Annotated in this window: 23 protein-coding genes; 6 read left to right on the top strand and 17 right to left on the bottom strand. The window is 44.7% G+C overall.

What is annotated here, in order from left to right; translation table 11 throughout:
* Positions 1 to 15: 15 nt before the first annotated feature.
* Genes ACVA54_RS07835 through rppH form a run of 3 tightly spaced genes read right to left on the bottom strand, consistent with a single transcriptional unit; the run spans position 16 to position 3,588 of the window.
* Positions 16 to 807 (bottom strand): sulfite exporter TauE/SafE family protein, encoded by a 792-nt coding sequence (locus ACVA54_RS07835; RefSeq protein WP_099078922.1) that lies wholly within the window; start codon positions 805 to 807, stop codon positions 16 to 18.
* 6 nt (positions 808 to 813) lie between these two features.
* On the bottom strand, positions 814 to 3,060 hold the full coding sequence (gene ptsP / locus ACVA54_RS07840) for a phosphoenolpyruvate--protein phosphotransferase (RefSeq protein WP_099078921.1): 2,247 nt from the start codon (positions 3,058 to 3,060) through the stop codon (positions 814 to 816).
* 9 nt (positions 3,061 to 3,069) lie between these two features.
* Positions 3,070 to 3,588: an RNA pyrophosphohydrolase gene (rppH, locus tag ACVA54_RS07845; protein ID WP_099078920.1), complete on the bottom strand. Its 519-nt coding sequence runs from the start codon at positions 3,586 to 3,588 to the stop codon at positions 3,070 to 3,072.
* A 617-nt stretch (positions 3,589 to 4,205) separates the two neighbouring features.
* On the opposite strand from rppH, the gene mutH reads away from it, so the two are divergent.
* Positions 4,206 to 4,886, top strand: coding sequence for a DNA mismatch repair endonuclease MutH (gene mutH / locus ACVA54_RS07850; RefSeq protein ID WP_099078919.1), 681 nt, complete (start codon positions 4,206 to 4,208; stop codon positions 4,884 to 4,886).
* 15 nt (positions 4,887 to 4,901) lie between these two features.
* Here mutH and ACVA54_RS07855 read toward each other — a convergent pair whose 3' ends face one another.
* Positions 4,902 to 5,213, bottom strand: a complete 312-nt coding sequence (locus tag ACVA54_RS07855; RefSeq protein ID WP_099078918.1) for a DUF6482 family protein — start codon at positions 5,211 to 5,213, stop codon at positions 4,902 to 4,904.
* A 148-nt stretch (positions 5,214 to 5,361) separates the two neighbouring features.
* Here ACVA54_RS07855 and ACVA54_RS07860 point away from each other — a divergent pair, with 148 nt between their 5' ends.
* On the top strand, positions 5,362 to 6,396 hold the full coding sequence (locus ACVA54_RS07860; protein WP_099078917.1) for an NADP(H)-dependent aldo-keto reductase: 1,035 nt from the start codon (positions 5,362 to 5,364) through the stop codon (positions 6,394 to 6,396).
* 129 nt (positions 6,397 to 6,525) lie between these two features.
* Here ACVA54_RS07860 and ACVA54_RS07865 read toward each other — a convergent pair whose 3' ends face one another.
* The 7 genes from ACVA54_RS07865 to xerD all read right to left on the bottom strand — a co-directional run bounded on the left by ACVA54_RS07865 (position 6,526) and on the right by xerD (position 15,251).
* The gene (locus tag ACVA54_RS07865; protein ID WP_099078916.1) at positions 6,526 to 6,777 is read right to left on the bottom strand and encodes a DUF1127 domain-containing protein; all 252 of its coding nucleotides are present in this window, start codon (positions 6,775 to 6,777) and stop codon (positions 6,526 to 6,528) included.
* A gap of 500 nt (positions 6,778 to 7,277) precedes the next feature.
* Complete coding sequence (gene vpsR / locus ACVA54_RS07870; protein WP_099078915.1) at positions 7,278 to 8,612, bottom strand: cyclic-di-GMP-binding transcriptional regulator VpsR; 1,335 nt, start codon at positions 8,610 to 8,612, stop codon at positions 7,278 to 7,280.
* A 246-nt stretch (positions 8,613 to 8,858) separates the two neighbouring features.
* The gene (lysS, locus tag ACVA54_RS07875; RefSeq protein WP_099078914.1) at positions 8,859 to 10,391 is read right to left on the bottom strand and encodes a lysine--tRNA ligase; all 1,533 of its coding nucleotides are present in this window, start codon (positions 10,389 to 10,391) and stop codon (positions 8,859 to 8,861) included.
* Between the two features lie 34 nt (positions 10,392 to 10,425).
* A protein-coding gene (gene prfB, locus ACVA54_RS07880; protein WP_099078913.1) for a peptide chain release factor 2 occupies positions 10,426 to 11,524 on the bottom strand; the annotation gives its coding sequence in 2 pieces (ribosomal slippage) (positions 10,426 to 11,448 and positions 11,450 to 11,524; 1,098 coding nt in all).
* Positions 11,525 to 11,697: 173 nt separating this feature from the next.
* Positions 11,698 to 13,437 (bottom strand): single-stranded-DNA-specific exonuclease RecJ, encoded by a 1,740-nt coding sequence (gene recJ / locus ACVA54_RS07885; RefSeq protein WP_099078912.1) that lies wholly within the window; start codon positions 13,435 to 13,437, stop codon positions 11,698 to 11,700.
* 46 nt (positions 13,438 to 13,483) lie between these two features.
* Positions 13,484 to 14,272: a bifunctional protein-disulfide isomerase/oxidoreductase DsbC gene (dsbC, locus tag ACVA54_RS07890; protein WP_099078911.1), complete on the bottom strand. Its 789-nt coding sequence runs from the start codon at positions 14,270 to 14,272 to the stop codon at positions 13,484 to 13,486.
* Positions 14,273 to 14,333: 61 nt separating this feature from the next.
* Positions 14,334 to 15,251, bottom strand: a complete 918-nt coding sequence (xerD, locus tag ACVA54_RS07895; protein WP_446596593.1) for a site-specific tyrosine recombinase XerD — start codon at positions 15,249 to 15,251, stop codon at positions 14,334 to 14,336.
* Between the two features lie 157 nt (positions 15,252 to 15,408).
* Between xerD and fldB the strand changes: the two genes are divergently transcribed.
* Positions 15,409 to 15,927: a flavodoxin FldB gene (fldB, locus tag ACVA54_RS07900; RefSeq protein WP_099078909.1), complete on the top strand. Its 519-nt coding sequence runs from the start codon at positions 15,409 to 15,411 to the stop codon at positions 15,925 to 15,927.
* A 91-nt stretch (positions 15,928 to 16,018) separates the two neighbouring features.
* Here the strand turns inward: fldB and brnQ are convergent, their stop codons facing one another.
* Positions 16,019 to 17,332 (bottom strand): branched-chain amino acid transport system II carrier protein, encoded by a 1,314-nt coding sequence (gene brnQ / locus ACVA54_RS07905; protein ID WP_099078908.1) that lies wholly within the window; start codon positions 17,330 to 17,332, stop codon positions 16,019 to 16,021.
* 326 nt (positions 17,333 to 17,658) lie between these two features.
* On the opposite strand from brnQ, the gene ACVA54_RS07910 reads away from it, so the two are divergent.
* Positions 17,659 to 18,378, top strand: coding sequence for a tRNA1(Val) (adenine(37)-N6)-methyltransferase (locus ACVA54_RS07910; protein ID WP_446580547.1), 720 nt, complete (start codon positions 17,659 to 17,661; stop codon positions 18,376 to 18,378).
* 106 nt (positions 18,379 to 18,484) lie between these two features.
* Positions 18,485 to 19,708: an ATP-dependent RNA helicase SrmB gene (gene srmB, locus ACVA54_RS07915; protein WP_099078906.1), complete on the top strand. Its 1,224-nt coding sequence runs from the start codon at positions 18,485 to 18,487 to the stop codon at positions 19,706 to 19,708.
* 91 nt (positions 19,709 to 19,799) lie between these two features.
* Here srmB and yaaA read toward each other — a convergent pair whose 3' ends face one another.
* Both yaaA and ACVA54_RS07925 read right to left on the bottom strand, forming a co-directional pair.
* Positions 19,800 to 20,576: a peroxide stress protein YaaA gene (gene yaaA / locus ACVA54_RS07920; protein ID WP_099078956.1), complete on the bottom strand. Its 777-nt coding sequence runs from the start codon at positions 20,574 to 20,576 to the stop codon at positions 19,800 to 19,802.
* Between the two features lie 110 nt (positions 20,577 to 20,686).
* On the bottom strand, positions 20,687 to 22,123 hold the full coding sequence (locus ACVA54_RS07925) for an alanine/glycine:cation symporter family protein (protein ID WP_099078955.1): 1,437 nt from the start codon (positions 22,121 to 22,123) through the stop codon (positions 20,687 to 20,689).
* Positions 22,124 to 22,832: 709 nt separating this feature from the next.
* Between ACVA54_RS07925 and ACVA54_RS07930 the strand changes: the two genes are divergently transcribed.
* Positions 22,833 to 23,018: a DUF3545 family protein gene (locus ACVA54_RS07930; RefSeq protein ID WP_119464073.1), complete on the top strand. Its 186-nt coding sequence runs from the start codon at positions 22,833 to 22,835 to the stop codon at positions 23,016 to 23,018.
* 230 nt (positions 23,019 to 23,248) lie between these two features.
* Here the strand turns inward: ACVA54_RS07930 and ACVA54_RS07935 are convergent, their stop codons facing one another.
* The 3 genes from ACVA54_RS07935 to nfo all read right to left on the bottom strand — a co-directional run bounded on the left by ACVA54_RS07935 (position 23,249) and on the right by nfo (position 25,816).
* The gene (locus ACVA54_RS07935) at positions 23,249 to 23,800 is read right to left on the bottom strand and encodes a hemerythrin domain-containing protein (RefSeq protein ID WP_172438094.1); all 552 of its coding nucleotides are present in this window, start codon (positions 23,798 to 23,800) and stop codon (positions 23,249 to 23,251) included.
* 140 nt (positions 23,801 to 23,940) lie between these two features.
* Complete coding sequence (ung, locus tag ACVA54_RS07940) at positions 23,941 to 24,621, bottom strand: uracil-DNA glycosylase (protein WP_446649509.1); 681 nt, start codon at positions 24,619 to 24,621, stop codon at positions 23,941 to 23,943.
* Between the two features lie 307 nt (positions 24,622 to 24,928).
* The gene (gene nfo, locus ACVA54_RS07945; protein ID WP_099078901.1) at positions 24,929 to 25,816 is read right to left on the bottom strand and encodes a deoxyribonuclease IV; all 888 of its coding nucleotides are present in this window, start codon (positions 25,814 to 25,816) and stop codon (positions 24,929 to 24,931) included.
* Between the last annotated feature and the right edge of the window lie 262 nt (positions 25,817 to 26,078).

The following is a 26,078-nucleotide window of genomic DNA, read 5'->3' on the forward strand; positions in this document are numbered from 1 at the left end:
GGCTTGGGTATAAACTCACAGCAGCATTGTTGCTGCGACAAACATTAAGAACACCGCAAAGATTTTCTTTAATACCGTTGTAGGAAGGTTGGTTGCCATTTTCGCACCAAATTTGGTCGTCATCATCGACGTCATCGCTATCGAAATCAGAGCTGGCAGGTAAACATACCCAATACTATACGCAGGTAAACCTTCAACGTTATAGCCATGCAAAATAAAGCCCATCATGCCTGAAATCGCTATCACGCAGCCACATACTGATGATGATCCCACGGCTTTACGCATTTCGATCCCATGCTTATTCAAAAATGGCACTGATAGTGAACCACCACCAATCCCCGCAAGGCTAGATGCCACACCAATCCCCATACCATACATCACGGTGACGGAACGACTTGGCATCGATCTGTTTCTGGTTACTTTAATCGAGCGAAACATTTGTACAGCAAGACAAAAAACAATTCCCCCAAAAACTTTTGGTAAGTAATGGGTCGGGATCCACTCAGCAAGATTAGCACCAACAAAGCCACCAATCACCACACCTGGCATCAACCATTTCACCACAAACATGTCCACGTTGCCGAGTTTAAGGTGGTTCAGGGCGGATGAGCCCGATGTCACAATGATACTCGCAAGCGATGTGGCGAGAGCCATATGCATACTCATCTCAATTGGAATGCCCGCAAGTGGAAGGAGATACAACAATGCTGGCACAACAATCAGGCCGCCTCCGATCCCAAGAAGCCCCGCCATGACGCCAACAAAAGCGCCTAGCGCCAACAATAAAAAAAATAAAGAAACAGTCACAATTACCTACTTTTTACCCGCACGAATAAAGCCTGCAAATCCTTGTTGAATAAAAAAATCATGCATCATCTGGTGAATATCTTGTCCATAAGACATCGACATGGCTTGTTTGGCGAGTTTTTCTAGTTCTTTTTGTTCACTATGACGAATTAAGTATTTAACCTTAGCAACATTGGAGGTGTTCATACTCAAACAGGTATAACCTAACCCCAGTAGCAATAGTGCACCAAAGGGGTCTCCAGCCAACTCACCACAGATACAAACTGGCACTTGATACTGATGGCAGACATCATGAATTTGCTTCAAGGCTAAGAGCACGGCTGGGTGCATAGACTCATAAACATCCGCAACTCGAGAATTGTTCCGGTCCACCGCGAGCAAATATTGCGTCAAATCGTTCGTGCCAACAGATACAAAGTCGACTCGATGCGCAATTGCTGGCAATAAGTAAACCATGGATGGAACCTCAATCATGACACCGATGTCCGGCGCCGGGATCCGCTCATCCAGTAACACGACTTCACTGTAGGCTTGATTGATCAAGGTAATGGCATCATCCAACTCTTTAATGCCCGAAATCATCGGTAACAAAATACTCAAATTCCCGCTCTCAGCACTCGCTCTGAGCATGGCACGTAATTGGATTAAGAAAATGTCGGGATGATCTAATGTAAAACGGATACCACGCCAGCCTAAGAAGGGATTATCTTCCTCAATGGGTAGATATGGCAGCGGCTTATCACCACCAATATCTAAAGTACGCATCACCACACGCTGGTTTGGGTAACTATTTAATATTGCTTGGTACTGATGATACTGCTCATCTTCCGATGGAAAGTGATGTTGAAGTAAAAAGGCAATTTCTGTTCGATACAGACCGACGCCATCGACACCGGAGTTAATCGCAATATTGCTGTCTGCGCTAAGGCCCGCATTAAGCATCACTTCAACATGGAGGTCGTCGAGAGTCGTTGCTGGCAACGCAAGATCTTTATTGACCATTGCGTACAGCTCAGATTCTTCATTAACCAGGCTTCGATATTCACGCAGAAGCTGACGGTTCGGCTCTAAAAAAACCTCACCCGTATAGCCATCGACAATCCCTAGCTTACCATTCACCTCACAGGTGTTAATGTGAGCTCCCATGATAGCAGGGACGCCTAAAGCGCGTGATAAAATCGCCGCATGGGAATTCGCCGCACCTTCCAGTGATACGACGGCAAGCAGGTGCTGCTTAGGAATGGACGCCAGTAAGGTTGCCGTCAACTCATTAGCAACCAAGATAACCGGGCGATCAATCGCCGAATGCTCTTGCTCACTATTTTGTAGAAAGTACAACAGCCTTTGGCCAAGCTCTTTGATATCTTGTGCGCGCTCACGCAGATAGACGTCAGACATACGGGCAAAGCGGTTAGAGTAAGTCTCAACAACTTGACGTAAAGCCCATTCCGCTCGATCACCTTTCTCAATCTGTTTTTTAAGATCTCCGCGCAGCATAGGGTCGTTAAGTAAGTGAGTAAAAAGATCAAAAATGGCCAACGCATCTTTATTTATTTCACTGTCGAGTTTCTTACGCATACGGCGGAAGTCGTTTAATGCCCTCTCTACGGCAACCGCCAAAAGTTCGTGTTCACGTTCTTTATCCAGAGTCGATGTGGGGAATACATCATTTAAGCTAGGCTGGGTATTGTCAAACCAAAACTCCCCAATCGCCACGCCCGTAGAAGCAGGCAATCCTTTTATCACTTTAGGCTTCGATGCCAACTGCCAGTGACCGAGGTTTTGAGCATGAGCAATCAACACCGCAAGCTGAGCTGAGAGCGTCACAAGGAAAGACTCTTCCATCTCACTAAACAAACGTGGCGTTTTTTGCTGAATGACCAGAACACCTAATACTTTTTTGCGGTGAATGATCGGTGTACCGAGGAACGAGTGGTAAACCTGTTCACCAAGTTGAGGAAAAAACTTAAAATCAGGATGGGTCGCCGCTTCTGCAAGGTTTAGCGGTTCAGCACTACGCTTTACCAACCCTACCAGACCTTCATTGAAGTTGATATGAATACTATCGCCTTCAAAAATAAGGCCTTGAGTTGCCATCAACTCAAGGCGCTGCATTTCTTCATTTGCAAGATAGATAGTACAACACTCAGAACAAAGGGCAGCACAAGTCTCTTTTACCAATATATCAAAAGCCAGATGTACATCATCGACTCTGGAGACTTTTTCAACTATGTCCCTTAGCTGACTAAGCATGTTTATCCTCTACCTACGTTGCTTTTTTCTTTTCCCTTTCGTTTTACGCTCGCGAAAAGGCATCGCTAAAGATGCAAATTCTTTCATGGCTCGACGATAAACATCTCGCTTGAAAGAAACAACTTGCCTAACTGGATACCAATAGCTCACCCAGCGCCAACCATCAAATTCAGGGGATTTCCCACGCTGCATATTGATACGAGATTCATCGCATTCTAATCGCAACAGAAACCATTTCTGTTTTTGGCCGATACAAACAGGCTTAGAGTCCCAACGAACCAATCGCTTTGGTAACTTATATCTTAACCAATGACGGCTTGCTGCTATGATCTTAACGTCTTTATTCGTCAGACCGACTTCTTCATATAACTCCCTGAACATGGCTTGTTCAGGTGTTTCACCTTCGTCAATTCCACCTTGTGGAAATTGCCATGAGTGCTGCCCGTATCGTTTAGCCCAGAAGACCTGACCATGGTTATTACATATCACAATACCAACGTTGAGTCGGTAACCATCGCCATCTATCACCGGCTAACCTCTATGAATAATTTTTTATTACCGTGATTTTTCCACATATCCCCATTACTAGCAAACTTACTGATGTGATATGAGCAAGATTTATTAGCACCTCGCCTTCACTGGATATCTTTTACTCAAATCCAACTTTATCAACATAGCATTGAGACATGACCCACATTTATTCACCTTTTCTGTGAATAACTTTGTGAAGAAATCGACATCAACAATATTTTTTGTTCAACACCATTCTTAGCGCCATTATCTAAAATTGAGAAAAATCACAATAAACAACTGATAATAAATGATTATAACCTCTATATGAACAAAATGCGCCCTCATTTATTTTGATGATCTTTTCACCACACACAGATCGGTTAAAGATCGTTCAATAGGCTATTTATCCACATACAACAGGTAGGACTTCAGGTTATCTCGCTAAAATCAAGTCGCAATACACCGCCATAACACTGTGTATTCGTCCACTACCCATCAAGATCTTGTCGGTTGCTGTCATTTCTGTGGATAAGTAGTGAATTAATCATTCTTAATTCAGCTTGATGCAATCTTGGGCAGTGTATTTTCCGGTAATTTGGTAAACTCAATGTTTTAGTTATCACTATCACATTATGAAACCAGAACCACACTCTGAAGCTGAACTCATGGAAAGAGCACACGACATTGCAGGCTTAACATTTGCTGAGCTTGCAGAAGAAGCCGAAATGATCGTGCCTGAGAACTTAAAACGCGATAAAGGCTGGGTGGGTCAACTGCTCGAATGGCATCTCGGTGCGCCTGCGGGAAGTAAACCTCAGCAAGATTTCGCCAAGCTCGGGATAGAATTAAAGAGCATTCCTATTGGTTACTCTGGCAAGCCATTAGAGACGACCTTTGTTTGTGTTGCCCCACTGACAGGTGTACAAGGACTGACATGGGAAACCAGCCATGTGCGTAACAAACTATCTCGCGTATTGTGGGTACCCGTTGAGGGGGAGCGAGAAATACCGCTCGCAGAAAGACGTGTAGGCAGCCCACTAATATGGTCTCCTGACCAAGAAGAAGAACACATCCTAAGAAATGATTGGGAAGAGTTGATGGAAATGATCGTTCTAGGCAAATTCGATCAAATTTCGGCCAGACATGGCGAAGCACTGCATTTGCGCCCAAAAGCCGCCAATGCAAAAGCACTGACGGAAGCTTATAGCTCTTATGGAAAACCGATAAAAACCCTACCTCGAGGCTTCTATCTCAGAACACAATTTACTGAGCAGATCCTACTGAAGCATTACATCAACGCACAATCAGAATAATGATGCTGTCTTGGATCAGTGCGTCACCAGTGACAGTTCAATGTCACAGTACGAGTCAGAGCCTTCACTACCGAACTCATCGTAAGCGTTGTGCAGTCTCAAGTAGGCTTTATCTATCCCTAACCGCAGCAGCTCTTCTTTCACCAACTCTAACGACCCAAAGTGAATGGGATCTTCGCCATTTTTTATTGGCTCAAGCTGATGTTTATACTCCACTGCTAGCAAATAGTCAGAGACATCAGAACAACCAATCACAAAAACCTTAGGTTTTTTGTAGGTATCTTTGTGGTGGCCATGTAGCCACATGTCCAGTTGATGTATCTGCATAATTCACCTCCTTTACGGTTTAAGTGTAGTTGCACAATGCTCCGCTTTCGAGTCATCCAATCTACGAACGGAAATCATTTGCCCAGTTGGTTGGAATTCCCCTATATTGTAATAACTTACTCGACCGTAAACTGTGCAAGGAAGTGATATGCTATATACGAAGCTCCCTCACTCATCTCTAGAGATCAGTAAGATCAGCCTTGGTACTATGACATTTGGTGAACAAAATACTGAACGAGACGCCTTTGAACAGATCGACTTTGCTCTTGATTACGGGATTAACTTCATTGATACCGCAGAAATGTATCCCGTTCCACCGCAAGCTAAAACTCAAGGGCTCACAGAGCAATACATCGGGAATTGGTTAGCTAAGAGCGGGAAACGCGAGAAAGTGCTACTCGCAACCAAGATCGCAGGTCCGCGAAATGTACCTTATATTCGCGAGAATATGAGTCTCAATCGTCGTCATATCCATACCGCGATTGAGGACAGCTTACAGCGCTTACAAACCGATTATATAGACCTCTATCAGCTGCATTGGCCGCAGCGTCAAACCAACTGTTTTGGTGAGCTGAATTACCCCTATCCAGATAAACAAGAAGAAGTCACTTTAGTGGAAACATTGGAAGCACTAACAGAGTTGGTAAAATCAGGGAAAGTACGCTACATCGGCGTATCAAACGAAACGCCTTGGGGAGTGATGTCTTTGCTCCGACTCGCTGAAAAGCATGACTTACCACGTATCGTTTCCATTCAAAATCCCTACAATCTGCTCAACCGCAGCTTTGAAGTCGGTTTATCTGAAATCAGTCATTACGAAGGTGTACAACTATTAGCCTATTCACCACTGGCCTTTGGCTGTCTCAGCGGTAAATACCTTAATGATGCGAAACCTAGAGGCGCACGCTGCACCAAGTGGGAACGCTTTGCTCGCTATTTCACACCACAGGGTATAAAAGCGACCGAGGCATACGTCAATTTAGCAAGAGAACATGGTTTAGATCCGGCACAAATGGCACTCGCATTTGTTAATCAACGCCCATTTGTTGCTTCAAACATCATTGGCGCGACGAATCTAGAACAGCTAAAAACCAACATAGAGAGTATTGAGATCGTCTTAAGTGACGAGCTATTAACAGAAATCCAAGCCATTGGTACGACCTACTCGAACCCTTGCCCATAAGCGAAGCAACGCTAAAGTAGCAAACACTAAAATCAAAACAGGCTGACCACAATGGTCAGCCTGTTTTGATTATATTAAGCCCAAATTGAACTGAATACGTATGATGGATCGTTCAACTTGGGCTTTGGATTACGTCAGTATTCGCGAAGTTAACACTCGACGAAGGTGATGGACTCGACGCTCAACTTTAACGACATCAGGAATGCTGCTATGAGTTGAACGGCGTTCTTTGTCCAAACCTATGTCTCTCAACAGATGTTCGTTCGTCCATGGAATGTTATGACTACTGCGACGAACCGTTCTCTGCCACTGTTTTTCCTCACGTTTTAGGTCTGCCTTTACTAGCAAAGTAGCCAGTTTCAAATAGATAGAATGACGCATAATGTTTTCTCCAAATTACGATAAATGATCGACTGGGGAAAAATAGTGCGTGTTTTAAACAGAAGGAGTCTGCTGAGACTAAGCCGCTACTTTTCCGCAGCCTAGTGAGATTGATAGGTGACGGATTAATTTAATCGAATGAGCCTGTTGTATCCTGTTTGACCGTCTTAATGGCTAGACGAACGACAGGCATACGATCAGCGCAAGCAGTGGTGTTAACAACATATTGTTTCATCTTGCGCCTCCTAGCTAAAAATTAATCCGTGATTGAAATGATATAACTCTATGAGTTACGGTTAAATTGTAAGCAACCCTGCGTAATTATCAACCCGCGTTTTTTCTTTCTAGCAAAAAACAAATTAAATTTTCACATATCGGTTGCATATGCATTTTGAAATAACACATTCACCCAAAGAATGGGTTGCTTGTGAGATTTTATAAAAACCATAATCGGAATAAAAAAAGGGAACGATACGTCCCCTTACGCTATTCTGCCATCACTAGACCGTTTGATCTGAAATCAAATTGTGCTTATTGAGCAGACGGTACATCGTTGCGCGTGACACCCCCAGCTCTTTGGCTGCATTTGATACCTGACCTGAATGCGACTCAAGAACCACCAGCAATGCATCACGCTCACTCTTCTCTCGGATCGATTTTAAACTACGCTTAGACTCGTTACGTTGCGGTAAGTCGAGGTGAATACCTTCAATCATGATGCTATCAGACATTAACACCGCACGTTTTACTTGATTCATCAGTTCGCGTACATTACCAGGCCAGAAGTAACGCGTCAGGGCTTTAAGTGCATCTTCAGAGAAACTCTTCGCCTGCGAATTGTACTCTTTTGAAAACTCTTGCAAATAGTAGCGAGCGAGTAGCGATATATCACTTGCACGCTCTTTCAAACTCGGGACGTTAATGCGTAATACACTGATGTAGTGATACAGCTCTTCGTTAAAGTCACCATCAATCAGTGCTTTTTCTACATCTGATGAGTTCGCAGCAAGGATGCGCACGTCAACATTCTTAATGCCTTCTTTCGTTTCAATCGTCCCCTCTTGAAGAAACCTCAGCAGGTTCATTTGCTGATCTTTTGAAATCGTTAGAATGTCATTCAATAGCACCGTTCCGCCATCAGCTTGCTCTAGTAAGCTAGGACCAATACTTGGGTCAGCATTGATACCAAACACCTCCGCCTGAAAGCGCTGTTCATTCAATGCGCGGCAATTGATAGACAAAAACGTCTTATGCGAGCGAGAAGAAACCTTATGAATCGCGCGCGCAACGGCTTCTTTGCCCGTCCCACTCTCTCCGTAAATTAGGATACTCACATCGGTAGGACCAATGCGTTTAACTTGGTCTCGTAAACGTTTCATTGGGATTGACTCACCAATCAGGCCCATGTCTAAACTGTTACCAAAACTTGGCCACACTTTTTTCTCAATCTTGAGCATACCAAGCTGATGGCCTATGGTACTCAGCAACTGTGCATCTGGAATTGGTGCAGTAAAAAAATCAATACAGAAGTTCACGATAAACTGACAGATAGTATCGACCCCGAGCTGTGACTCGCGGATAAATGCTAGCCAACGAACATGCTTGTGAGAACTCACTAAGTTTGCCAATCCATTCAAGCTGAATTCATCATGACTGAGATCGACGATGCCAATGCATGGCCCAATATCTTCTAACAGTGTGTTGGCTTTACGTAAATCCCCCACTTGGTGACATTTCCACCCCACTTGCTCTAATACTGATAACCAAGGTTCATAGTTACCACCGACGACAACAAGCGACCCAGGAATGGAATCCATCTTAAACTGCCCAACCATTCGCTAACCCTTATTCATTATTGATAAATCTTATGTTCTACAAACCGATCTTTGAGAACGGGTAACATTATCGAGACTACTGCCGGATTAGTCTGTCTCACTTTTAAGACTATGCAACAGATTGGGATTTTTCTAGAATTCATTTGCATAGTCACACTAAAAAAGTCATCAATTATTTGAATTTACTCGAATTTTAGACATAAAAAAAACCACCCGAAGGTGGTTTTTCATTTCTCAGCAAGAAAATTACGCTTGTGGGCGCATTGCTGGGAATAGGATCACGTCACGAATAGTGTGCGTGTTAGTCAGTAGCATAACCAGACGGTCGATACCAATACCTTGACCCGCTGTTGGTGGTAGGCCGTGCTCTAGTGCAGTAATGTAGTCTGCGTCGTAGAACATTGCTTCGTCATCACCAGACTCTTTCGCTTCAACCTGTGCTTTAAAGCGTGCATCTTGGTCTTCTGCATCGTTAAGCTCTGAGAAGCCGTTTGCCACTTCACGGCCACCGATGAAGAACTCAAAACGGTCTGTGAAGAACGGGTTATCATCGCTGCGACGAGCCAATGGAGAGATATCCGCTGGGTAGCCAGTGATGAATGTAGGCTGCATTAGTTTAGGCTCTGCCGTTTCACCGAAGATTTCTTCTAGTAGCTGACCACATGTCCAGAAAGGTTCTACTTCTACATGAACTGATTTCGCAATAGAAACCATCAGATCACGGTTTTGTAGATCCGCTTCAGTTAACGCTTGGATCTCAGCGTGGTCTGGGTTGTAGTGCTTGATGGCTTCAAACATGCTCATACGTGCATAAGTGCCGCCAAATTCAACCGTTTCATCACCGTAAGGCATTGAGGTTGAACCTAGAACTTCTAGAGCAACTGAGCTTAGTAGTTCTTCTGTTAGATCCATAAGATCTTTGTAGTCTGCGTACGCCATGTAGAATTCCATCATCGTGAATTCTGGGTTGTGACGCGGAGAAAGACCTTCGTTACGGAAGTTGCGGTTGATTTCGAATACGCGATCGAAACCACCAACCACTAGACGCTTCAGGTATAGCTCTGGCGCGATACGTAGGTACATTGGCATATCTAGCGCGTTGTGATGCGTGATGAATGGACGCGCACTCGCACCGCCAGGGATTACGTGCATCATTGGCGTTTCAACTTCCATGAACTGCTTTGAGATCATAAAGTTACGGATTGCAGACATGACTTTAGAACGTACAACGAACGCATTGCGAGAATCTTCGTTTACAATGAGATCAACGTAACGCTGACGGTAACGCATTTCTTGGTCTGTCAGGCCGTGGAACTTCTCTGGCAGTGGACGCAGCGCTTTTGTTAGCAACACGTACTCTTCCATGTTTACGTATAGATCGCCTTTACCAGATTTATGTAGCGCGCCTTTCACACCGATGATGTCACCGATGTCTAGACCTTGGTATTGATCTTTTAGTACTTTTTGTACTTCTTTATCAGCATACGCTTGAATACGGCCAGATGTTTCTTGGATTACAAGGAATGGGCCACGCTTAGCCATGATACGACCAGCAATTGCTACTACGTGGTTAAGCTCTTCTAGCTCTTCCTTGCTCTTTTCACCGAACTCTTTTTGAAGGTCGCCAGCTAGGCTGTCACGACGGAAATCATTTGGGTGGCCGTTTGCTTTGCAGCTCTTTCGGATTGCATCCAATTTAGCGCGGCGCTCAGCAATTAGCTTGTTCTCTTCTTGAGTAGAGGCTTCTTGTACAGTTTCGTTTTGAACAGCATCAGTCATTTTCGATGTATCCTGTTTTTGTCGGTGAAAAGCGTTACAAGCCTGACTTCAGGCTAGCTTCAATAAATTTGTCTAGGTCGCCATCTAAAACCGCTTGAGTATTGCGGTTTTCAACGCCCGTGCGGAGGTCTTTAATGCGAGAATCATCTAAAACGTAAGAACGGATCTGGCTGCCCCAGCCAATGTCAGATTTTGCATCTTCATTAGCTTGTTTTTCCGCGTTTTGTTTCTGCAGCTCAAGCTCAAATAGCTTCGCTCGAAGCTGTTTCATTGCCTGATCTTTGTTCTTGTGCTGAGAACGGTCATTCTGACATTGCACGACTGTGTTCGTAGGAACGTGAGTAATACGTACCGCAGACTCAGTGGTGTTAACGTGCTGACCACCTGCACCTGACGCACGATAAACATCGATACGTAAATCGGCAGGATTAATGTCGATATTAATGTTTTCATCAATCTCAGGGTAAATAAACGCAGAGGCAAATGACGTATGACGACGACCGCTTGAGTCAAATGGCGACTTACGAACAAGGCGGTGCACGCCAGTTTCGGTGCGTAACCAACCGTACGCGTACTCGCCTGAAATTTTCACTGTCGCGCCTTTAAGGCCTGCAACATCCCCTTCAGAGACTTCGATTACTTCGGTTTTAAAGCCTTTTGCTTCAGCCCAACGCAAGTACATACGTAGCATCATGGAAGTCCAGTCTTGCGCCTCAGTACCGCCTGAGCCTGACTGTAAATCAATATAACAATCAGAAGCATCGTGATCACCGGCGAACATACGGCGGAATTCAAGCTTCGCTAGCTTGTCTTCAAGCTCTGTCAGTTCAGGTTCGATTTCGTCAAACGTTTCTTGATCTTCTTCTTCAACAGCGAGTTCAAGAAGACCTTCAACGTCCTCGACACCTTGCTCTAGCTGATCAATCGTTTCAACAACCGCTTCTAATGATGCGCGTTCTTTACCGAGTGCTTGTGCGCGCTCTGGTTCGTTCCACACATCCGGTTGTTCAAGTTCTGCGTTGACTTCTTCTAGACGCTCTTTCTTAGCGTCATAGTCAAAGATACCCCCTCAGGACATTTGTGCGTTCAGACACATCCTGCAGACGGTTTTTAATTGGATTGATTTCAAACATGTTGGCTCAACATTTTAGAATAGAATTTAACCGAGAAATTCTACTCAAAAATGTGACGGAGATACAGGAAAATTTCGGGTGGGAAATCAGATTGCAATTAGAGAGAGCACGGTCATAAAATTTTGAGTCCACTAAAGGGCGACCGTACTCTATAGTAAGCGAAAAATGAGAATTTACTTGGCTTCGATATGATCAATCATCAGTTGCAATGATTGATTACCACGAAATTCATTAATATCAAGTTTATAGGCTAAACGTACCGTTTTAACGGATGCATCCGGCCAGCGACGAAGATCTACATTAAACGTAATACCGTCAATCATGATGTTGGTTGGATGCCCTCTATACAGTGGTTCTAGCATCAATTTTAAGTGCTTCTCTCCCACCAGTTTTTGGTGCAGCACTTTAAACTCACCATCAAAGATTGGCTCAGGAAAAGCCTGCCCAAACGGCCCACCAGCGCGCAACTGTTCAGCGACATGCATAGAAAACTCTTCTGGTTTGAGTTCGCCGTCAGAAAGAATGATGCCCTTCAAGGCGGCTTCATCAAGCTCCTTCTTAACCACATCATCAAATAGACGGCTAAAGCGCTCAAAATCTTGTTCTTTAATGGTTAAGCCTGCCGCCATCGCGTGACCACCAAACTTGATGATCAAACCTGGGTTTTGCGTATCGATGAAATCGAGAGCATCACGCATGTGCAGACCTGGAATCGAACGACAAGAACCTTTAATGGTACCTTCACCTCCATCAGCAAAGGCAATCACTGGGCGATGGAACTTATCTTTGATGCGCGAAGCGAGAATACCAATCACACCTTGGTGCCAATCACGTTGGAACAATGCCAAGCCACATGGCAACTTGCTATTTTCACCAAACTGTAAGCGTTCACAAAATGCCATGGCTTCTTGCTTCATGCCCTCTTCAATCTCTTTACGAGTTTGGTTAAGGCCATCAAGCTCACTCGCCATTCGACGTGCTGCGTGAATATTGTTACACATCAACAGCTCAACCCCGAAAGACATATCATCCAAACGACCTGCTGCATTGATACGAGGCCCCAGTGCGAAGCCAAAATCAGACGCCACCAAACGGCGAGCATCACGCTTTGCCACTTCGATCAGTGCTTGAATCCCCGGGCGTGCTTTACCAGCACGAATACGCTGCAAGCCTTGGTGCACCAAGATGCGGTTGTTCTCATCAAGCGGAACCACATCAGCTACAGTTCCAAGCGCAACTAAATCGATCAGCTCCATCAACTTTGGCTCTTGCATGCGTTGCTTTGCGAACCAGTTCTGTTTGCGCATGTAAACACACAGCGCCATCATCAGATAGAAAGCGACGCCAACACCCGCAAGTGCTTTAGATGGGAACGCACAGCTGTCGAGGTTCGGGTTCACCATCGCATCGACATCTGGCAGAACGTGCCCCGGAAGGTGGTGATCGGTCACGAGAACGGTTATGCCATTTTCTTTGGCATAACGAACGCCTTCAATCGACGATACCCCATTATCCACCGTCATGATCATTTCTGCGCCAAGCTCTAATGCTTGATCAACCACTTCAGGGCTCAAGCCATAGCCATCTTCAAAACGGTTCGGCACTAGGTAATCAACGTTGTTGCTACCTAACATGCGTAACGCGAGCACAGACAGCGCTGAGCTAGTCGCACCATCGGCATCGAAGTCACCCACGACAATAATACGCTTTTGCTCATTAATCGCTTGAAAAAGCAATTCCACCGCCTGTTCAATACCACCTAACTGTTGGTAGGAATGCAAACCGCGTGCAGAAGTTTCAAGCTGTGCTACATCCGTGATGCCACGATTGATGTAAATGCGCTTGAGAATCGAGGGAATGGAATCAGGAAGAAGAGAAAGATCCGGTTCAGGACGTCGTTGAATTTCTATCATGTTTGAAAAGAGCCAGCAATCACGGCTGGCTCTACTCCTTAAAGGATTATTGTTGCTCTAAACGTTTTAGCAGTTCTGCTGGTGGCAGGTAACCACCAACTAGCTCACCGTTTGGTAGGAAGATCGCTGGTGTACCAGAAATACCAAGCTCACGACCGAGATTGTAGTGTGCTTTGATCGTCTCTTTACACTGATTGAGATCTTTCACTGGATTATCAAAAGTACGTTCCACTTTCGCGTTGTGCATTGCCGCTTTAGGATCCTCTGCACACCAGATCGTCGCCATTTGCTCAGCGGCCGGACCAGTAGCACCTTGACGTGGGTAAGCTAGGTAACGAACGGTAATGCCTAGATCGTTGTAGCCCTGCATCTGGCTGTGCAGACGCACACAGTAGCCACAAGTGATGTCTGTAAAGACTGTCACCACGTATTTCTCATTCTCTGCTTTGTACTCAATAGCACTATCAGAGAACTCAGCGATTTTTTTCGCGTTCAATGGCGCTTGACGCTCAGCAATCACGTCTTTGTAACCACCATTTTCATCCACAGAATAAAGCGTACCAGCAATAAAGTGATTACCATCGTTTGAGGCAAACAATACACCACCATTGGTTTGAAGTTCTAATAGACCTGCGACGTCTGATGGTTGAATGTCAAGAATCGACAACCCCAGTTTAGAGAACTTCGCCTTAAGCGCCTCTTCATCAAAATTTTGCTTTGCCGCAGGTGCGACTTGTTGTGCTGGAGTTTCCGTTTTTGCCTGCCCCTCTTCAGCACCACAAGCGGCGACGAAAAACGGTAAAGTCAGCAGAGTTAGTCGGCGTAATACGCTCATTAAATTCACCTTAAAATAAAATCGTTTCATCCAATGAGATAAAGGATGCAACAAACCATCATTATGCTCTTGGGTGGTGTTGACTGTGGATTTGTTTCAATCGCTCAGTCGCTACGTGAGTATAAATTTGTGTGGTCGATAAGTCACTATGCCCCAACAGCATCTGTACGACTCTAAGATCGGCGCCATAGTTCAATAAATGTGTCGCAAAAGCATGGCGCAAAACGTGTGGTGACAATTGTTCCCCATCAATACCTGCTATCACTGCGTAGTATTTTATACGGTGCCAAAAGGTCTGGCGGGTCATTTGTCTTGCTCGTTTACTTGGGAACACAACATCCGACGTCGCCTCCCCCAATAGAGCAGACCGCCCTTGTTGGATAAATGTGTCAATCCAATCCACGGCATTCTCCCCCATCGGAACCAAGCGCTCTTTGCCGCCTTTACCCGTTACGCGAACCACCCCTTGTCGCAGGCTGATGTTTTCCATAGTGAGGCTCACTAACTCTGTCACACGTAAGCCCGTCGCATAAAGCAGTTCAAGCATGGCTTTATCGCGCAACTCGATAGGGTCATTGGGGTCTGGCGCATCAAGCAGCGCGTCGACTTGTTCTTCACTGATGTCTTTCGGTAGGCGTTGTGGCAGCTTTGGGCTCACCAACAGTGCACTCGGATCATCGGCACGCACTTTTTCGCGGTGGAGGTACTGAAATAAACGGCGAATAGCCGATAACATACGCGCGCGCGAAGTCTGCTTGTAATCCAAATCCGCCAGATAAGATTGATACTCTTGCAGGCCAGACAGGCTAATGAAGTCAAGGCGGTAGCGCTGTTGTTCCATCCACACGAGCAATTTCATTAAATCATTTCGGTATGAAGCTAGTGTATTCTCTGACAAGCCACGCTCCATCCACATCGCATCCAAGAATTGCTCAACAAGACCAAAATCTTGTTGATTGACAGGCTGTTTTGCCGTCATGCACGCTTCCTTATCTGTTTATATTTACAGTGTTGAGAGTAAGGCAACTGCCCAGCCAATACCATAAAAAATCATCCCGCTTAGGATATTCGCTGCAATTTCCCTCAGTTTATGGTTAGAATCTGCTACAACAGCAACATAGAAAACGACAAATATAATGAAAATCGGACTCTTTTACGGCTCAACGACCTGCTACACCGAAATGGCAGCAGAGAAAATTCGCAATATTATTGGTGAAGACCTTGTCGACATTCACAATGTGAAAGAGGCACCGTTATCACTCATGGCTAACTACGATCTGCTGCTGATTGGCATTTCTACTTGGGACTTTGGTGAAATTCAAGAGGACTGGAGTGCGATTTGGCAAGACATCACAACCACGCCACTCAAAGACAAAGTCGTCGCGCTATTTGGCTTGGGTGATCAAGAAGGTTACGGCGAATGGTACTTAGATGCGATGGGGCTTTTACACGATGAGCTAAAAGCCACTGGCGCACAATTTATTGGTTACTGGCCAAACGAAGGTTATGAATTTGAAGCGTCGAAAGCGCTGACCGAAGATGGTAGCCAATTTGTTGGCCTTGCTCTGGATGAAGATTCACAATACGAACTGAGCGATGAGCGCATCGAAACATGGTGTGAGCAAGTGTTAGTCGAATTTCACGACACGCTATAAGCCGCGACAAACTGATTACAAACAAAAAGCCCGGTAAAGCGATTCACCGGGCTTTTTTACATTTTATTTTTTACATTTTATTAGTCGACAATTACGCCGCTTCTTCCGCTAGCTCTTGACGAGTTGACTTCGCGAAGAAGAAAGAGCAAACAATCGCGGCCGTAGTTGGTAGCAACCAGCCCATACCCACTTCAAATAGTGGCAACATGCTGAATGCCGATACGTCCAGACCAGCAACCTTTGCTGCATCAATCAACGCAAATAACAGCGACACAAGCAGTACTGAGCGGTAAGCAACGCGTGGATTTGGTAGCTTGCTACGAACAAACGTTAGAGTAACCAACGCCACTGCGACTGGGTACAATGCAAATAATGCAGGTACGGATAGCGAGATTAATTGAGCTAAGCCAACATTCGCAACTAGGGCACATGCGGCACCGTTAATGATAACCCAATGCTTGTACGACAGGGATGTCTTAGAACTAAAGAAGTCAGAACACGCAGAGATCAAACCGATAGCCGTTGTTAAGCACGCAAGTAGTACAATGATTGACAATACAATCTGACCGTATGGGCCGAATAGTGCTTGCACGTACTGGCTTAGGACTAGACCACCATTGTCCGCGCCAGCTGCAATTGTTGCACTGGTCGCGCCTAAGTAAAATAGAGAAATATAAACAAATGCAAGACCTGCGGCAGCAATACAGCCCGCGTAGATCAAGTATTTAGTTGTTGCTGCACGTTCAGTGATACCTTTGCTACGCAGTGAGTCCACCATTAACATACCAAACATCAACGATGCAAAAGTATCCATGGTGTTGTAGCCCTCAAGGAAGCCTTTAGTCAGTGGTTGAGTTAGGTATTCGCCCCGTGCGGCCATCATTTCCCCTTGAGGATCAACAAATACCGCAATAGCAAGAATGATCAAGCCAAGGAACAAAACTGGCGTTAGCACTTTACCTATCAAATCAATCAAACGACCTTGAGACCAAGCGAAAGCCATTGCTACCGCGAAGAACAAGATTGAGAATGCCGTCAGATGCGCTTGAGATGCACCTAAAAAGAATGGTTTTACTGCCATTTCGTAAGCGACAAGACCAGTACGAGGCGCAGCAAATGCAGGACCGATGATAATGAAGATCAACGCCGCCATCAGCACCGCTGCTTTCTTAGGAAGATCTTGAGTCAAGTGATCCCAAGAGCCACCAGCCACAGCAATAGCAACGATGGTAATAAGAGGTAGACCTACCGCTGTTAGCAAGAAACCAAACATTGCAGGCAGCAGGTTCTCACCTGCTAACTGACCTGCTAGTGGTGGAAAAATGATGTTGCCGGCACCCAAAAAGAACGCAAATAGCATAAAGCCTACTGCGATAATATCTGTTAGTTTTAACGTCTGCTTCACAGATAACCCTTACTTCTAATTAATGAATGTTGTGTATGCATAGACCACTTTTGATTATCTAAAGTAAATAGATACTCGTGGTTTAATCTATTATATTTCGCCGAATAATGACGAAAGACTCATCATTTGGCAACCTTAAAGAAAAAAACACCATATTAATTTACCTACGGAAGCTAAAAGCAGTTAATACATCTAGCATTTGGTGATAGGGCAGTCTTTTACACCAAGTAAATTACAAAACAATTTGATAACCAACAAAACAAGACCCTGTACAATTACGAAACAACAGCAAAATTAACTTAAATATTGAGCAAGTGCGAAACATCATGAATAATCCATCATTCAAAACTAAGGGCTTCAAATTTAAGCAATTTACTATCGACGGAAGTGAAAGTGGCATGCCCGTTAGCACCGATGGTGTTCTACTAGGCGCATGGTTTCAAAGCCATCGTGAAGTAAATATTCTCGACATTGGAACCGGAACGGGGTTACTCGCGCTGATGTGTGCTCAGCGCTTTACCAAAGCAAAAATTACCGCCGTAGATATTGAAAAAACGGCGATTGACGCCGCACGTGACAATTTTGCCCACTCTCCTTGGCGAGATAGGCTGTCTTTGTTGCACGCCGATGTATTGAGCTTTGAAGCTCCACACGCATTTCAACACATTATCTGTAACCCCCCTTACTTTAACAGTGGAGAGCAATCGAAGCAGAGCCAACGTGCTACCGCAAGACACACAGATACCTTGCAGCACGATGCATTACTCAAACGCTGTTATGAATTACTTTCGCAAAATGGAACGGCCAGTTTTGTGCTGCCGATTACGGAAGGCGAACAGTTTATTACCTTAGCAAAACAACAAGGATGGTACCTATCACGCATCTGTCGCGTGCAACCATCACAGAAAAAGCCTGTGCACCGCGTACTATTTGAATTAGCAAAGCAACCTTGTGATACTCAAGAATCACAGTTGCTTATCCACACAGATGCGGGGTACAGCGAGGATTTTATCCAGCTAACTCACGAGTTTTATCTTAAGATGTGAAATAACATGTGATCCTTATCACTAATCACTTTATAATATGCGACCTTTTAAAATCTATGCTGCTTTCGCGAACCATTAACCAAGCTTTGCTTGTGGAGAACTCATTGTGATCAGAACCTTTGCTGAACTTGATCTAGACTCAAACTTACTTGAAGCCATTGAAGAGATGGGCTACGAGCGCCCAACTAAAATTCAGGCAGAAGCGATTCCACAAGCGTTAGATGGTCGTGACATTCTAGCGTCTGCACCAACTGGTACTGGTAAAACGGCGGCATTCGTACTGCCAGCACTGCAATATCTGCAAGATTTCCCACGTCGTAAACCTGGACCTGCGCGTATTCTGATCCTAACACCAACTCGTGAACTTGCGATGCAGGTAGCGGATCAAGCTCGCGCACTGGCAAAAAATACCAAGCTAAACATCTTCACCATCACGGGTGGTGTTCAATACCAAGAGCACGCAAACATCCTAGCGACCACGCAAGACATCGTGGTGGCAACTCCTGGACGCCTGCGTGAATACATTGATGCTGAACGTTTTGATTGTCGTGCCATTGAATGGTTAATTCTGGACGAAGCAGACCGCATGCTAGATATGGGCTTTGCGCCTACCGTCGACCGCCTATCTAACGAATGTCGCTGGCGTAAGCAAACCCTTCTTTTCTCTGCCACACTAGAAGGTAAAGGTGTCGAAGGCTTTACCGCCGATCTACTGAATGAACCCGCAGAGATCGACGCGAAATCACCACTGCGTGAACGTAAGAAGATCGCACAGTGGTACCACCGTGCTGATGACGCAGAGCATAAACTTGCCCTGCTAAAACACATCATCACAGAGCAGGCAGAGCGTACCATCGTGTTCCTGAAGACTCGTGAGCGTCTGGGTGAGCTTCGAGCACAGCTAGAAAGTGCACAAATCCCATGCTCTTGGATTCAAGGTGAAATGCCACAAGATCGTCGTAACAACGCAATTTCTCGCTTCCGTGACGGCACCGTAAACGTATTACTGGCAACCGATGTGGCTGCTCGTGGTATCGATTTGCCAGACGTATCACACGTAATCAACTACGACATGCCTCGCACTGCTGACGTATACCTTCACCGCATTGGCCGTACAGCGCGCGCAGGTAAAAAGGGTAACGCAATCTCTATCGTAGAAGCGCACGACCAACCAATGCTGGATCGCGTGGCGCGTTACGTGAAAGAAGACATCAAAGAGCGCTTCGTTAAAGAGATGCGCCCTAAGCACAAGAAACCTGTGTTTAAGAAGAAAAAGAAAAAAGACGACAAGAAAAAAACAGTGAAAAAGAAAGTCGCGAAGAAGAAATAATCGTGCGAATTAATTTCTAATAACAAAAGCAAAAGGGTTGGCACTGCCAACCCTTTTTTATCTCTATCGCCGATAAGAATCCATCGCGTGATCAGTTTTGCTCTTCGCGCTTAAACACCAAATCTGTTGGTGTCGACTCTTCTTCTACGAAATAATAACCCGCCGTATTGAACTGAGTTAAGTCCGCGACACTTTTTATTCGGTTTTCAATGATGTAACGCGCCATCATGCCGCGTGCTTTCTTCGCATAAAAGCTGATCACCTTGTATTGACCATTCTTACAATCTTTAAAGATTGGCGTGATCACTTGCGCATCCAAATTCTTCGGCTTGACCGCTTTAAAGTATTCATTCGATGCGAGGTTGATCAGAACATTATCGCCTTGTGCTGCAATGGCTTCATTCAGCTTATCGGTAATCACGTTCCCCCAGAACTGATAAAGGTTGCTGCCTTTATCGTTCGCAAGCTTAGTGCCCATCTCAAGACGGTATGGTTGCATCAAATCAAGCGGCTTAAGCAGACCGTATAAGCCAGACAGCATGCGTAAGTGATCTTGAGCGTAATCGAAATCGGCATCAGAAAGGGTTTCTGCTTCAAGACCAGTGTACACATCACCTTTAAACGCAAGAATCGCTTGGCGCGCATTATCTGTAGTGAAGGTCTCACTCCACTCTTGGAAACGGCCCACATTCAAATCAGCGATCTTATCGCTTACTTTCATCAGTGATGCCACGTCGGCAGGTGTTAACTTACGGCATACCTCGATCAGCTCTTTTGAATAGCTAACCAAGTCTGGTTGAGTAAACTTCTCGGTCGCGAGTGGTGATTCGTAATCAAGCGTTTTAGCAGGAGAAACGACGATAAGCATGACTTTAACTTCCCTAATTTTATTTTCCATTAGGGTACAAAAAAAGCCATGCATTGTCTGCATGGCTTTTTGAATCGTGTTGATAGCTTTCAACGATGATTGGACGTCACTTAGTCTTCTTTCTTTGTGTTGTCCCAAATGCCATCTTCTAGCTGAGATTTAAGCTCAGGAAAATCGTTGACATCAAACGTTGGTACTTTACCTTCATCTAATTGACGGTTGTAATCTTTCGCCAACTTAATCACGATGCCTGACAGCAGTATAATTGCCACCAAGTTCACTATCGCCATCAAACCCATAGAGACGTCAGCGAGTGACCAAACCACTGGTAGAGAAGCTAGTGCACCGAACATCACCATGCCTAGTACAACGATACGGAAAATGCCTAGACCTGCTTTGTGGTTGTGCTCGAGGAAGATTAGGTTCGTTTCAGCGTATGAGTAGTTTGCAATGATTGACGTAAACGCGAAGAAGAAGATCGCTACCGCAACAAAGATGCTTCCCCAATCACCCACTTGTGAGCTCAATGCGCGCTGAGTTAGCTCGATACCTGTTACTTCCGTTGCTTGGCCAACGTACTCACCTGACATCAGGATGATCGCTACCGTCGCAGAACAGATAACAATCGTATCCATGAACACGCCTAGCATCTGTACATAACCTTGAGACGCAGGGTGTGGCGGGTAAGGCGTTGCTGATGCTGCTGCGTTTGGCGCAGAACCCATACCCGCTTCGTTCGAGAATAGACCGCGTTTGATTCCGTTGATCATCGCCTGTGCAATTGCGTAGCCCAGACCACCAGCTGCTGCTTCTTGCAGACCGAACGCACTCTTGAAGATAAGCATTAGCACGTCTGGTAGCTTGTCTAGATTAGAGAACATCACGAACAACGCAAGTACTAAGTAAGCCAGTGCCATAATAGGAACCACCAGCTCAGCGACTCTTGCGATACGTTTAATACCACCAAAAATAACCACCGCAGAAAGTAGCACTACCGCGATACCCACATATAGGTCATCCCAGCCAAATGCGGTGCTCATTGCATTAGCGATTGAGTTTGCTTGAACGGCATTAAATACCAAACCAAAAGCGATGATAAGGAAAATTGAGAACAACACGCCCATCCAGCGCATGCCCAAGCCTTTTTCCATATAGTATGCTGGACCACCACGGTAATTTCCGTCATCGTCTTTGGTTTTGTATAGCTGTGCTAGCGTACTTTCCGCAAACGACGTGGCCATACCTAGCATGGCAATCAACCACATCCAGAAGATTGCCCCAGGGCCACCTGCAGTTAGAGCGACAGCAACACCAGCCATGTTGCCAGTGCCGACACGTGCAGCAAGACTGGTACAAAGTGCTTGGAAAGAAGAGATACCTGCTTTGTCTGCTCTACGGCTGTTTTTAAGAACCGAGAACATGTGGCCAAAATGGCGGAATTGAATGAATCCCAATCGAACGGTGAAGTAGATCCCTACACCAACAAGAAGATAAACAAGAATCGACCCCCAAAGGAGATCGTTCATCAAATTGATTAAGTCTGTCATGTGTACCTCAAAGTGAGTTGCGCCGGTCTGTGCGTCCAAGCCATCCACCAGATTGCCTGCTAAGTGTCAAAGTGTGCTTAGCTTTTTGAATAATGTTTATTGCGCAATCTAGAATCGTAAACGTCGCTTCATGCATCCATTTTACGTACCCGCGTATTTTTTGACGGGCGGATAATGCAGCCTCAACAAGCAAAAATCAATATGCAACAGGTGAGGCATCAATGTTACTTTTCACCATAAGAGTACAAAGAAAAAACACAACAACAACCGAAGCGCACTCAAATGGAAATACAAAACCAACAAAACAGCAACGTGTCGCCCAGTGCTGAATGAGGAACGTAGAATTACATAGGTATGAGGGAAAGCTAGCAACCACAAGTGATGCGCCAAATTCTAACCTGTCGGGGAAGTGGGTATTAAACGGCACATCATTGAGTCGGCTTTATGCAACAGTCTCCCTTGGGCAAGGTACACATTATAGGACTCAAATTAACAAACGCGATCGTACTATTTAATCGTTTTCTTGCGCTCGTTCACTTATTTTCTCTCCATTTCATATACATAAAAAGTGTGATTCTGTGTGTATTTTTACATGAAAGTGTCACCTTAGAGACACAAATGCGAAATATATCATGGTTACCCTTACAGTGATTATGGTAATAAAAAAGCTCCACACTGACTAGTTTGGATATAAAAGGTAAGGTGGCTTATGGAAGGCTTTCAACTCGATGATGCATTTGACCTAGATACTAGCTCTGCAACTCGCCCTCGAAATAAACGAATCAAGCGAAAATGGCGTGAGATTGAGGAAATGAACGACAGACGTAACCTGCTCAAGGAGTTAAAAGAACTGGATGTCTGTCACGATATATCCTTAGAGGATATCAAACTTTAATTCAGACAAAAGGCACCTTGACGGTGCCTTTTTCATTTATAAATAGATGAAACGACTAAGGTTAACCAGCCTAAAATCACCTAAATAAAGCATATTCTCACCTAGTAAGAATATGCTTTAGTTTTCTGTCATGTTTACTAAGTTTAAAATTTAGATAATTTCTCACCAAATAAGAAAGGCACAAAATAAACCACAACAATGGCAAACGTTCACTTGACGCAAACTGCAGGTCAAACGAACTCCTTGTCATTCTGGCGAACACGTTCAGCTAACTGTTTATAGCGATCCGCGATAGTGTCGCCAAAGACTGGATCGTCCTCATTTTCCTGCCATTGACTTTCGACATATTGCCAGTCCTCTGTCGTAAACAATGCCTCTATCAATGGTAAGATTTTTCTCTCCTCCATGTCGAGGTGACGCTTTTGACTGGTAATAAAATCTTCTAACTGTCGAGCAAACATCTCCTGAGGAACGACAGCGTCTTGTAAAATCATATCAACGACAAGTGCAAACTGCTTAGTCTTTTCAGCAAGTTCTTGGTGTTCTAATTCCAAGTTTTCTATGTTTTTTTGCTGCCCATAATGCTCAAGAAAGTAATGATAAAGAATGTCTTCTTTAGGGTGATGGATCTTCTCAGAATGATTAGACAAGTAATCCACAATCTCACTCACCAACGAGTAGTTGATGGGATGTTCTTGCTGTATCTCCTTCAGTTTGTGGCGCAATATCGCCAACAAACGAACCATATAGCCGTGTTCACGTCTGATTCTTTCGAGCATCATAGCGTCTCTCCTTAGCACCTACTTTTATTAAGTGTATATGAGAAACAGAATATCAGCGTCGACGCCGTTCAAAAAAACAACAACAGTAATGCTATGGTAGCTCTACTCTCAGCAGCCCCTTAAGCTAAAAATATATTGTCTTATGCCTTCATGGGTAAATGCCAATTAATAGGCTCCTTGCCCTGCTCTATCAATAACTGGTTAGCTTGTGAGAAATGCTGGCAGCCGAAGAAGCCTCGATGAGCAGACAACGGCGATGGATGAGGCGCGGCAAGCACATGATGTTTAGAACGATCAATAAAACGTCCTTTCTTCTGTGCGTGTGATCCCCAAAGTAAGAATATGACTCCATGCTGATGTTGATTGATCGCTTCAATGACTCGATCGGTAAATGTCTCCCAACCGATTTTTGAGTGCGAATGCGCCTTACCTTGTTCTACGGTCAATACCGTATTAAGCAGCAACACACCTTGCTCAGCCCAACTTTGCAAAAAACCATGCTGCGGAATTTGAAACCCATCAATATCTTGGGCTAGTTCTTTGTACATATTCACCAAAGATGGGGGCGTTTTAATGCCTGGCAACACAGAAAAACACAAACCATGCGCCTGATTTGGACCGTGATAAGGATCCTGCCCTAAAATAACCACCTTCACATCATTGAACTCAGTCAAGCAAAATGCGTTAAATACATCGTCTTCTGGAGGAAAAATCGCTTTGCCAGACGCGCGTTCTGCTTCAACAAAATTTAGCGTATCAATAAGGTAGCTTTGCTGTTTTTCTTCGCCGATTACATCGTGCCAAATAAGTGACTGATTCATGGAGTATTCCTGCCCTAAAGTTTGCCAACATTCTAACAAAACTTCCTATCAACTTAAGAGCAGTAATATCAATTAGTGTTTCTGCGGAGTCCGAAAGTGCCCTTGACCAGAGATATGTCGGTTGGGTGTAGGTAAGCGTAATACACGCTTTCCGTGTGTTGCGAGAGTAAAAGAAGCAGCTCGAGACATAGTGTCATCCTCCTAACTGGTGCAGCCCCATTTGGATAGTATAGAAGCGAATTGAGCAGAGCAGTAAACAGCTCAACCATTGTCACTAAGAAAGAAGGATGCCAACTTTACTGTTGCACTAACTATTCACCATTTCCTCCATGTAAAACTGGCGCAATGCATGGATTTCCTGCGGCCAAAGATCAGGTTCAATTGTCTCTAAAATCAGTGGTATACCATCGAAGCGCGGATCTTTCGCGATGTACTCAAAACAACTCCAACCAATTTCACCTTTACCCAGTGAATGGTGGCGATCGACCTTGCTCGCAAACGCCACTTTTGAATCATTAAGATGCATTGCTCTTAAATAGTGCATGCCAACGATGCGATCGAACTCAGCGAAAGTATGCTCACAATCCTCTTTGGTGCGTAGGTCATAACCCGCCGTGAAGGTGTGGCAAGTATCGAGACATACACCAACGCGCTCTTTGTCTTTCACTTGAGCGATGATTTCAGCTAACTGTTCGAACTTCCAGCCAAGATTGGTTCCTTGACCAGCCGTGTTCTCAATGACAGCAATCACATTTGGCACGGCTTTATGTGCGAGGTTGATCGACTCTGCGATCGTCGCCAAACACTCCTGCTCAGAGACTTTTCTTAAGTGACTGCCTGGGTGGAAATTTAGCAGCGTTAAACCGAGCTGATTGCAGCGCTCCATTTCATCAATAAAGGCCGCGCGTGATTTGCTGAGCTTCTCTTCTTCGGGCGCGCCCAAGTTAATCAGGTAAGAGTCGTGTGGAAGAATATGTTCTGCGCTAAAGCCTAGCATCTTGCAATTGGCTTTAAATGCTCGAATGGTTTTTTCTTCCAATGGTTTTGCTACCCACTGGCGCTGATTCTTCGTAAACAGAGCAAACGCATTTGCACCAATTTCTTTCGCACGCAAAGGGGCTTGATCGACACCACCCGCAGCAGACACGTGCGCACCAATAAATTTGTTTCCGAACTTGTTTTTCATGTTTGTCATTTAATCACTTTTGACTTTCAGTGTGGTTACCAAAATACAGAGCGTTACATACTTATGGTTAAATTTTAAACCAAAAATGTAGTAAATTTACAACAAATTTAACTTTTAAATATTTTTTATATTATCAAATAAATTGTAAACAGTATGTTTTCAAACGTTTTATTGATTTAACTCAAGAAAATCACCCCCTAAAAGTTAAGGTTTTTAGTGTTTTTTTGACCTAAATCAATATTAATATAGTGGATATTAGCTATATAATACC

The sequence above is a fragment of the Vibrio sp. PNB23_22_6 genome (genome assembly GCF_052877535.1).